This is a genomic window from Ralstonia sp. VS2407 (assembly GCF_052950655.1).
On record NZ_JBRFVG010000016.1, the window covers coordinates 76,534 to 86,072 of the forward strand.

The following is a 9,539-nucleotide window of genomic DNA, read 5'->3' on the forward strand; positions in this document are numbered from 1 at the left end:
AATCGCGCGATAATGCAGGACTTTCCTGCTGTTTCCTGCCTTTCTGCTGCCCCCGCCATGACCGGACTGACCACCGCCCTCCTGCACGCCGACCGCGAAGCCGGCGTCGAGCACTACGCCATCCACAAGCCGCTGCACACGTCCACCACGTACGGTTATACCGATACGCGCGAGCTGATCGACGTGTTCCAGGGCAAGCCCGGCTACACCTACGCGCGCCAGGGCAACCCGACCACGGCCGCACTCGAAGCCAAGATCACGATGATGGAAGCCGGCGTGGCCACCGCATGCTTTGCGACCGGCATGGCGGCCATCATGGCGGTGTTTTCGACCATGCTGCGCGCCGGCGACCACGTGGTCTCCAGCGCGTTCCTGTTCGGCAACACCAACAGCGTGTTCGAAACGCTGCGCAACCTGGGCGTGGAAGTGACGTTTGTCGATGCCACGTCGGCCCAGGCCGTGGTCGATGCGGTGCAGCCGAACACACGCCTCGTCTTTGTGGAAACCATTGCCAACCCGCGCACCCAGGTGGCGGATCTGAAGGGCATTGGCGACATCTGCAAGGCACGCGGGCTGATCTACGTGGTCGACAGCACGATGACGTCACCATGGCTGTTCCGCGCGCGTGATGCGCAGGCGAGCCTCGTGGTGCATTCGCTGTCCAAGTACATCGGCGGGCACGGTAACGCGCTGGGCGGCGCGGTGGTGGATACGGGCCTGTTCGACTGGACGGCGTATCCGAACATCTACCCGGCATACCGCAAGGCCAAGCCGGAAATGCAGGGCATCCAGCAGATCCGCAAGAAGGGCCTGCGCGATCAGGGCGCGACGTTGATTGCCGATGCCGCGCACCGTATTGCCGTGGGCGCCGAAACGATGGCGCTGCGCGTGGACCGCACCTGCAGCAACGCGCTGGCGCTGGCCCGCACGCTGGCCGCGCACCCGAAGGTGGCACGCGTGTATTACCCCGGCCTGCCGGAACACCCCGAACACGCCCGCGCCACCGAGCTGTTCCGTCACTACGGCGGCCTGCTGAGCTTCGAACTGGTGGACGGCGCTGACTACGTCGACATGCTCGATCACCTGCGCTACGCCGTGCGCGCCACGCACCTGGGCGACACGCGCACGCTGGTGATTCCGGTCGCCCCAACCATCTACTGGGAAATGGGCGCCGAGCGCCGCGCGTCGATGGGCATTGCCGATTCGCTGGTTCGCGTATCGGTCGGCATTGAAGACGAAGCTGACCTGCTGGCCGATTTCACGCAGGCGCTGGACGCTACGGCCGTCGGCTAAGCCGACATCGATGCGGTTTTGAAGGCCCGCACACTCGCACAGAGTGGCGGGCCTTTTTCATGGCACGTCAGAACACGTGCCGGATACCAACCATCGTGCCGAGCTGGTGTCCGCCAGCGGCAGGTGCGGCGCCCGTGGCGGCACTGTCCACTGACAGCGCCAGGCTGCCGCGGTTGTCGATATAGCCCACCGTGGCATATACCGACGAGCGCTTGCTGAACGCGTAGCTGGCGCGCACCGCCCCCAGCCATGCCTTGTTGGCGCTGTTGTGGAACCGCAGATGGAACACCTCGCCAGTCAACGTCAGGGCCGGTGTCAGATCGTATGCGGCGCCGGCGTAAAAGAGATCACTGCGCGGCGTGGCCGATGCGCCATTGCGTCGGCCAATCCAGCCCAGGCCGACCTTTGCGCGATCGAATAGCGCATAGCCGCCCAACGCCATGCGCTCATCCTTGAGCGAGCTTGACGTCAACCCGGCAAATGCGCCGGGCCCGCCGCGTTGCGAATCGTACGCGGCCGACACGCCCCACTTGCCGGTCTCGTACATCAGCATGGCCGACCACTCGCGGCAGGCCAGTCTGTCAGCGGGGTTCTCGCCTGCGCAGTTGGTGCCGGATGGGCTGGGCCCGGCGTTGACGGCATCGCGGCCAAAGCTGTAGGTGGCACCCACCGTGAAGCCGCCGAACTTGCCCTTGTAGGCAACGGCGTTGTCGGCGCGGGCGTTGGGCAGATACGTGTCGAGCGAGCTGGAGCCGTAGGCGTTTGGGCCGAGCAGATCGGTATCGAGCGAGGCCCAGAACAGCATCGTGTATTGACGACCAAGGCTGATTTGCCCCCAGTTGTTGGACAGGCCCACCCACGCCTGCCGGCCAAACAGGCGGCCGCCCTGGTTGCTCGTGCCGCTGTCGGGCGCAAAGCCCGATTCCAGCGTGAACAGCGCCTTGGCGCCGCCGCCCAGATCCTCGGTGCCGCGCAGGCCCCAGCGCGAGGGCACCGTGCCGCTCAGGTTGGGCATGCGCACGACGCTATTGCCGGTCGAGCCGATGCGGTTGACGTATTCGACGCCGGTATCGATCACGCCATACAGCGTCACGGATTGGGCTGCTGATTGTGCGGCGGCAAGCGCGGGCGCCGCCAGCAGCAGGGGGAACGCCAGGTGGCGCAGGTTCATGATGTCTCCTCCGTTGTGGTTGTTTTTTCAGCAATGCGTGACGTGCATCAGGCGGTGAAATCCGGTTGCTGTGCCGGGGCAGCCGCCTTGAAGGCCGGATGCGCACTGGCGTGTTCGTAGACGGCCATCGCCCGTTCGTACCGTTCCAGCGAACACCCCATGCGCAGCGCGTTGGCCATCTGCGGCACGAGCGTCACGTCGGCCAGCGTGGGCGATTCACCAAAGCACCAGGGGCCTGCGCCGTACCGCGCGAGCAAGCGTTCCACGGTGGACATGCCTTCGTCGATCCAGTGGCGGTACCAGGCGTCTTTCTGCTCGGGTGAGACCTCCAGCACGTCCTGCAGATAGCGCAGCACGCGCAGGTTGTTGACGGGGTGGATATCGCAGGCAATGGCGTTGGCCAGTTCCAGCACGCGTGCGCGCCGCAACGGTTCGCGCGGAATGAGCCGTGTTGCGGGGTGGCACGCGTCGAGGTAATCGATGATCGCGAGCGACTGGCTCAAGTGCATCTCACCGTCGATGAGCGCCGGTACGCCCGCCGACGGGTTGATGTGCTCCACATAACCCGCCGCGCGATGCTCGTCGGTGCGGATGTTGACCGGCAAGGTCTCGTAAGGCAGCCCTTTGAGTGCCAGCGCAATGCGCACCCGATAGGACGTCGAGCTGTTGAAGAAGCTGTAGAGCTGCATGGCCGGCGCGCTCAGACGATGCGAGCCTTCAGCTCGCCCAGGCCGTCGACTCCCATCACGATGCTGTCGCCGGGATTCACGGCACCCACACCCTCCGGCGTGCCGGTAAAGATCACGTCGCCCGGTTCCAGCCGGAAGAACTGCGAGAGGTACGCCACCGTTTCCGCCACCGACCAGATCAGGTGCGATACGTCGCTGCGTTGCTTGGTCTCGCCATTGACGGTCAGCCAGATGCCGGCCCGCTGCGGGTGGCCGATCTTGCTGGCCGGGTGGATTGGCCCCATCGGCGCGGACACATCGAACGCCTTGCCGATCTCCCAGGGGCGGCCCATCTCTCGCATCCTCATCTGCAGATCACGGCGCGTCATATCCAGCCCGACGGCGTAGCCCCACACATGATCGATCGCGTTGTCCACCGAGATGTCGGCGCCGGATTTTCCGATCACGGCCACCAGCTCGGCTTCGTAGTGGTAGTTCTGCGTTTGCGACGGATACGGCAGTTCAAGCGTCTGCCCATCAGCCACCGGCACGATGGCATCGGCGGGCTTGCAGAAGAAGAACGGCGGTTCGCGGTCAGGGTCGTAGCCCATTTCACGGGCGTGGGCGGCGTAGTTGCGGCCGACGCAATAGACGCGGCGGACAACAAACTCCTCGTTGCTGCCCGCAACGGGCACGGCGGTAAGGGCTGGGGGCGTGAAGACGTAGTTCATGGTCGGCTCAGTGTGGTCAGTCAAAACGCAGGGGTGAATGGGTCCGGCGGCGGTGCCAGCTGGCACCCCGCAAGAGCAATGGAGTGGGGTCTCGTCAGGTACGCGCTTCGCGGAGCAGATTCAGTGCAGACAGCACGGGCCGGTCGGAATAGCTGAACAGCACCGCATCCTCCGATGCATGGAGCTGCACCGGCGCCCACGACGGCGCGACAAAGACGTCGCGCGGCTCGAACTCGAATTGCATGTCGCCAATGCGAGCCGTGCCGCGGCCTTCCACCACGCTGTAGACGGTGGCATCGGTGCTGCGGTAGGCCTTGCCCGCAAAGCCCTTGGGCAGGAACTGCATGAAGGTGGCGATGGTCGGCATCGGCCAGCCGCCGGTGGCGGGATTGACGTAGCGCAGCTTCACGCCGTCCCAGGGGTCCAGTTCACCGTGGCGGTACAACGTGTCCAGCGCGTCGCGCGTGCGCTCATATGGGTAGCTGAAGATGGGCGAGGTGGGGTCGGTCACACGATGGCGCACCGGCACCATGTTGTGGCCGAAGCGCGCGTAGCTGTCGCCTTCCGGGCGCATCACGGGTTGCTGGGCTTGCGCGTAGTTCTCGGCAAAGCCGCAGTCGAACTGTTGCACCAGCGGAATGTCGAGGCCGTCCAGCCAGACGACGGGTTCGCCGCCATCCTCAAGCGTCGGGCAGCCGTGGTCGTGCCACGTCCACGAAGGCGTGATGATGAAATCGCCGGGGTGCATCGTCGTGCGTTCGCCATTCACCGCCGTCCATGCGCCACGGCCTTCGACGATGAAACGCAGCGCCGACTGCGTATGCCGGTGGCTCGGCGCGATCTCGCCGGGCAGGATCAGCTGCAGCCCTGCATACAGCGTGGTCGTAACGCTGGCCTTGCCCGGCAGCCCCGGGTTCTCCAGGATCAGAACGCGGCGCACGGCCTCTTCCGCGCTGATGACGGCGCCGGCCTGCATGACCAGCGGGCGCACCTCGTTGTACTTCCAGATGGCGGGCACGATGCGCGGCTTGGGCTCACGCGGCACCAGCGAATGCAGCGACTCCCACAGCGGCGCCAGTTGCTTGCCATCGAGTTGCGCGTAGTACGCACTGCGCTCCGTTTGCAGCGTGGTGGATGTCATGACGGCTCCTTACAGCTCGACGAAGACGTGGCCGTCTTCGATCTTGATCGGGAACGTGCGCACGTCGGTCGTCAGCGGTTCGCACATCGCCTTGCCCGAGCGCACGTCGAACTTGCCCTGATGCAGCGGGCATTCGATCTCGTAGCCGTCGAGAAAGCCGTCGCACAGGCGCGCATGACCATGCGTGCAGACGTTGTCGGTGGCAAAGACCTCGCCGTCAACGCGGTACACCGCGATCTCCGCATCGCCGGCAACGACTGCGATCACGTCGTCGTCCGGCAGGTCGTCAACGCTGATGAGCTTGAGCCAGGTGGTGGTTGATGTGTTGCTCATGGGCAGACCTCAGATCGGGTAGATGATCGAGTTGGGGATCATTTCGCTGTCGAACACGCAGGTGCGCGACTTCAGCTTCAATCCCGTTTCGGTGCGGACGATGGTGTCGATATAACGGCCGACGTTGAACACCGTCGACAGCTCGTCGGGCTTGGTGCGGAACACGGCGTAGTTGGCCTGCGCCTCTATGCGGTCGCCCTCCACGTGCGTCACCTCGGGCAGGCCGACCACATGGCGCTGGTAGTACGGGTCGTGGAAGATCGTCTCGGTGATGCCGTAGATGCGATCCTTCAACATGCCCTTGCTTTCGAACGACAGCGTGGCGAGCGGAAAGCCGCGTTCGTAGTTTTCGCGGGGCTGGACCTTGTAGGTGCAGTCGTCGACGAAGAGGTCGGTCCATTGATCCCACGCAGCGTTGTCCACGGCGCTGGCGTAGCGGGTGTAGAGCGCCAGCAGTTGCTGGTAGGTCGGGAAATCGAGCGTGTGAGCGACGTCAGCCATGTCAGATCTCCATCACCTTGCGCCAGTATTCGTACATGCCCCGGATGAGCGTTTCCGTGACCATGTGGTCGGTGTCGCCCACCTCGCGGCCGCCCAGTTCGACCACGGTGCGGTGGCCGGGCTTCTGCTCGAAGCCTTCCTGCGAGAACTCGATGACCTCGCCGTCGTCTGCCGAGACAAAGCCGGCGGGCCCGAACAGGTTGGCCTGGCGCAGGCGGCGCTGCGTCATCTCTTCGGTGTCGTCTTCAAAACCGAAGTGGGTCCAGACGAAATCGAACGAGCCGTGACCGTTGGGCTGGATATGCCGCGTGGACACCGAATTGACCTGCTGCTGGATGATCACGCTCGGGAAGACGGTCATCATCACGGCCGTCGGGCCGCCCCACCAGGGTTCCTGCACCACGTCGAGAAAGCGGTCGTCGTGCAGCGTCATCTTCTCTTTGAAGCTGGTGACGCCGCTGGTGACGGCGCTTTTGCCGCCGGTGCCGCGCGTGGAGATCATCGCTGCATGGCGATGCAGCGCATCCATCTTCAGCTCGGACTTGTTGTCGGCACGCCAGAGCCCGAACGTGACGAACCACGTATGCAGGAGGCCCGGGTGATACGGGTCTTTGATGTTCTCCTGCATCAGCTTCCAGTTGCCCGGAATGCGCTGCTTGTTGTAGCCCAAGATCTTCAGCTTGCGGCCGTCGAATACGCGGTCGAAGTAACCGAGGATGGTGGGCCCCAGAAAGTCTTCCAATGACGGCAGGTCATGGTCGAACGAGGCAAAGATGACCCCATTGCGCACGGCGACGTTGAGCTGCGTGAGGCCGTGTTCCGTCGGGTCAAAGTCGGCGGGCATGCCGCCCTGCACCTTGCCTTCCGACTTCACACCACGCCGGAACGGCACGCCGATCAGGTTGCCTTTCAGGTCGTAGTTCCACTGGTGGTATGGGCAGGTGAAGTCTTTGCGGTTGCCGGATTTCTCGCGGCAGAAGCGCACGCCGCGGTGCGCGCAGACGTTTTCCACTACGGCAATCGAGCCGTCCGGCGTGCGCGTGACGATCACCGAGCGTTCACCCACCACCGTGCGCTTGAAATCGCCCGCGTTGGGGATCTCCGCTTCCAGGCCGACATAGCACCAGTGGCCGTTGTAGAACACGCGTTCGAGCTCGCGCTGGTGGATCTCGTCGTCGGTGTACGCGCGGAATGGAATCCGGCTGCAGCCGTCGTCTTTCCAGACGGGTCTGGAAAACGTGAGGGTCGACTCTTTCATGGGCGTCTCCGAGGTTTGTAATGCGTGCTGCTTCAGACGCCAACGGCGTAGAAGGCGTCCGCGTAGATGTGTTCGGGCAGCACGCCGCGCTGGCGCAGCAGCAGGCTCGCGGCGTCCACCATGACGGGCGCGCCAGCCAGATAGGCGCGCCAGCCGGTGAGGCTCGGCCAGTCGCTCGCCAGGGCATCGGTGACGACGCCCGAGCGGTAGCGGCGGTCCGTATTCGATGTGGTGATGACGACGTGCGTGTGCAGGTTTGGAAGACGCTCGCGCAGCGCGTCCAGCCAATGCGTGCCGTACACGTCGATGGGCGAGCGCACGCCGAAGTACACGTGCACCGGGTTCGTCATGCGCGCATCGGCCATGCCGCGCAGGATGGACAGGATGGGCGCGAGACCCGTGCCGCCGGCCACGCAAAGGATCGGGTCTGCATTGCGGCGGCGCAGATACGCCGTGCCCAGTGGGCCGCTTACGCGTACATCGTCGCCAACCTTGAGTTCGCTTGCGATATACGAGGTGACGCGGCCATCCGGCACCACACGCACATGGAACTCCAGCGTGTTCCCTTCGTTGGCGACGGCCATGGAATACGGCCGCACATGCTTGGGCGTGAACTGCAGCGTGGCGTACTGGCCGGGCGAGTATTCGAGTGGCTTGGCGAGGTCCAGCTGGATGCGCTTGATGTCGTGGGTCATGTCCTCGATGGACACCACCTTCGACTTGACGATCCTGGCCGCGTGCACAACCACTTCATCGATTTCCGGCAGCTCGATCGCGCAGTCTTCCACCAGCGTGGTCTGGCACGCCAGCACAATCTGGCCGGAAGTCGAGGGGCCGTTCATATCTGCGCCGCCGGTCACGGCCACATTGCCGGACACGACCCGGCAGCGGCACGTACCGCAGCGGCCCGCCATACAGCTGTACGAGATGGGCACTTCGTTGGTGCGAAGGACTTCGAGCAGGTTATCGCCCGAGCGCGCGCTCACGATGCGCTGCAGTGGGGTGACGGTGACGTCCATGCCGTGTCTCCGGGCTAGTCGTTTTTCTGTGTGAACGCATCATGGCCCGCTTGACGACATACATAAATAGAAGCAACCTGATGTGTCATATCACCCGCAGTGATAATGCAAAAACGAGAGGAGACACGCGGTGGAACTACAGGACATCGACCTCAACCTGTTGGTCGTCTTCAATGAGTTGCTTCGGCAACGTCGTGTCTCTGCCGTGGCGGAAACACTGGGCATCTCGCAACCCGCCATCAGCAATGCGCTGAACCGCATGCGCAAGTTGTTTGGGGACGAGTTGTTCATCCGCACATCGAAAGGCATGGTGCCGACACCGTTTGCCGAGACGCTGGCCGAACCCATCGCTTACGCACTCGGGGCGATCTACAACTCGCTCAACGCCACGACCAAGTTCGACCCCAAGACGAGCACACGCGCCTTCACCATCGCGATGACGGACATTGGCGAGATCTACTTTCTGCCCAGTCTGATGCGCCGCCTGGAGAAGGACGCGCCTGGGGTCACCATCAGTACGGTGCGCAACCATGCCGACACGCTGCGCGATGAAATGGAGGCCGGCCGCGTGGACCTCGCCATTGGCTTTCTGCCGGATCTGAAAGCGGGGTTCTTCCAGCGCAGGCTGTTCAAGCAGCGCTATGTGTGCCTCTTCCGCAAGGGCCATCCGCTCGCCAGGAACGGCATGACAATGAAGAGCTTCCTGGAAGCCGAGCACGTGTCGATCGTCGCCGAGGGAACGGGCCACGGCATGGTGGATTCAACGATCCTGCGGGCAGGGATGTCGCGGCGCGTGAGCCTGCGTGTGCCGCACTTCGTGGCGCTGGGGCACATCCTGCAGTCGACCGACATGATTGCGGTGGTGCCCGAGGCCTATGCCACGCGTACGCTCAAACCGTTTGACCTGGCCACGGCGCCGTGCCCGGCCAAGATCCCGGATATCACCATCAATGTGCTGTGGCACGGGCGCAATCACCGCGAGCCGGCCAATCAATGGCTGCGGCAGCTGTTGTTCGAGATGTTTGCCATCTAGGCGGGCCGGCAACGCGTCGGCTTCGTCGTCGGTGAGTATTGGAGCCTCGCGCCTCACCGCCTAACACTCGAATTCCACCTTTGGATCGTGACGCTTCAAGCTCGAACACTGGCGCCCCACCGTCCGAGGGTCGAGCGTCCGGCTCGAACGCTCGAACTTGGCGCTCTGAGGGTCGAACTCCACCGCCAGAGGGTCGTGCTTCACCCTCGAACACTCGACTGCCACGCTCGGAGGCTGACGTTTCAGTCTCGAACGCTCGAAGGCGTGAATCGCCCCGACTTTCCTAGACACCCCCGAGCCGTTGGGAATGACGTTGTTCGAACTCTACCGGTGATAGTCCGTTGGCGCTCGAATGGCGCCGTGTTGGGTTGTAGAACATCTCGATGTAGTT

At 64.0% G+C, this 9,539-nt stretch carries 11 protein-coding genes; 2 read left to right on the forward strand and 9 right to left on the reverse strand.

Annotation, left to right across the window (positions count from 1 at the left end; genetic code table 11):
- Positions 1-57: 57 nt before the first annotated feature.
- Positions 58-1,293 carry a cystathionine gamma-synthase family protein gene (locus ACU8YE_RS21405; RefSeq protein WP_440818730.1) on the forward strand — a complete coding sequence of 412 codons (1,236 nt, stop codon included), beginning with the start codon at positions 58-60 and terminating at the stop codon, positions 1,291-1,293.
- A 67-nt stretch (positions 1,294-1,360) separates the two neighbouring features.
- On the opposite strand, the gene ACU8YE_RS21410 is transcribed toward ACU8YE_RS21405, so the two are convergent.
- The 8 genes from ACU8YE_RS21410 to ACU8YE_RS21445 form a co-directional block, all read right to left on the reverse strand.
- On the reverse strand, positions 1,361-2,464 hold the full coding sequence (locus ACU8YE_RS21410; protein WP_446929551.1) for a porin: 1,104 nt from the start codon (positions 2,462-2,464) through the stop codon (positions 1,361-1,363).
- Positions 2,465-2,511: 47 nt separating this feature from the next.
- Positions 2,512-3,153, reverse strand: coding sequence for a maleylacetoacetate isomerase (gene maiA / locus ACU8YE_RS21415; RefSeq protein ID WP_433868339.1), 642 nt, complete (start codon positions 3,151-3,153; stop codon positions 2,512-2,514).
- A gap of 11 nt (positions 3,154-3,164) precedes the next feature.
- Positions 3,165-3,863: a fumarylacetoacetate hydrolase family protein gene (locus ACU8YE_RS21420; protein WP_446929552.1), complete on the reverse strand. Its 699-nt coding sequence runs from the start codon at positions 3,861-3,863 to the stop codon at positions 3,165-3,167.
- A gap of 94 nt (positions 3,864-3,957) precedes the next feature.
- The gene (gene gtdA, locus ACU8YE_RS21425) at positions 3,958-5,004 is read right to left on the reverse strand and encodes a gentisate 1,2-dioxygenase (protein WP_260803481.1); all 1,047 of its coding nucleotides are present in this window, start codon (positions 5,002-5,004) and stop codon (positions 3,958-3,960) included.
- 9 nt (positions 5,005-5,013) lie between these two features.
- Complete coding sequence (locus ACU8YE_RS21430) at positions 5,014-5,337, reverse strand: non-heme iron oxygenase ferredoxin subunit (protein ID WP_260803480.1); 324 nt, start codon at positions 5,335-5,337, stop codon at positions 5,014-5,016.
- A gap of 9 nt (positions 5,338-5,346) precedes the next feature.
- Positions 5,347-5,838, reverse strand: coding sequence for a nuclear transport factor 2 family protein (locus ACU8YE_RS21435; protein ID WP_440077768.1), 492 nt, complete (start codon positions 5,836-5,838; stop codon positions 5,347-5,349).
- Between the two features lies 1 nt (position 5,839).
- On the reverse strand, positions 5,840-7,096 hold the full coding sequence (locus ACU8YE_RS21440; protein WP_446929553.1) for an aromatic ring-hydroxylating dioxygenase subunit alpha: 1,257 nt from the start codon (positions 7,094-7,096) through the stop codon (positions 5,840-5,842).
- A 32-nt stretch (positions 7,097-7,128) separates the two neighbouring features.
- Entirely contained in the window at positions 7,129-8,115 is a 987-nt protein-coding gene (locus ACU8YE_RS21445; protein WP_446929554.1) for an FAD-binding oxidoreductase, read from the reverse strand.
- 130 nt (positions 8,116-8,245) lie between these two features.
- Here ACU8YE_RS21445 and ACU8YE_RS21450 point away from each other — a divergent pair, with 130 nt between their 5' ends.
- Positions 8,246-9,148, forward strand: coding sequence for a LysR family transcriptional regulator (locus ACU8YE_RS21450; RefSeq protein ID WP_260803474.1), 903 nt, complete (start codon positions 8,246-8,248; stop codon positions 9,146-9,148).
- 283 nt (positions 9,149-9,431) lie between these two features.
- Here the strand turns inward: ACU8YE_RS21450 and ACU8YE_RS21455 are convergent.
- Positions 9,432-9,539, reverse strand: a 108-nt coding sequence (locus ACU8YE_RS21455) for an IS3 family transposase (protein ID WP_322018241.1), incomplete at its 5' end; no start/stop codon positions are given.

Coding starts and splice junctions, on each gene's coding strand:
- ACU8YE_RS21405 (WP_440818730.1), top strand. CDS start 58: ATGACCGGACTGACCACCGCCCTCCTGCACGCCGACCGCGAAGCCGGC.
- ACU8YE_RS21410 (WP_446929551.1), bottom strand. CDS start 2,464: ATGAACCTGCGCCACCTGGCGTTCCCCCTGCTGCTGGCGGCGCCCGCG.
- maiA (WP_433868339.1), bottom strand. CDS start 3,153: ATGCAGCTCTACAGCTTCTTCAACAGCTCGACGTCCTATCGGGTGCGC.
- ACU8YE_RS21420 (WP_446929552.1), bottom strand. CDS start 3,863: ATGAACTACGTCTTCACGCCCCCAGCCCTTACCGCCGTGCCCGTTGCG.
- gtdA (WP_260803481.1), bottom strand. CDS start 5,004: ATGACATCCACCACGCTGCAAACGGAGCGCAGTGCGTACTACGCGCAA.
- ACU8YE_RS21430 (WP_260803480.1), bottom strand. CDS start 5,337: ATGAGCAACACATCAACCACCACCTGGCTCAAGCTCATCAGCGTTGAC.
- ACU8YE_RS21435 (WP_440077768.1), bottom strand. CDS start 5,838: ATGGCTGACGTCGCTCACACGCTCGATTTCCCGACCTACCAGCAACTG.
- ACU8YE_RS21440 (WP_446929553.1), bottom strand. CDS start 7,096: ATGAAAGAGTCGACCCTCACGTTTTCCAGACCCGTCTGGAAAGACGAC.
- ACU8YE_RS21445 (WP_446929554.1), bottom strand. CDS start 8,115: ATGGACGTCACCGTCACCCCACTGCAGCGCATCGTGAGCGCGCGCTCG.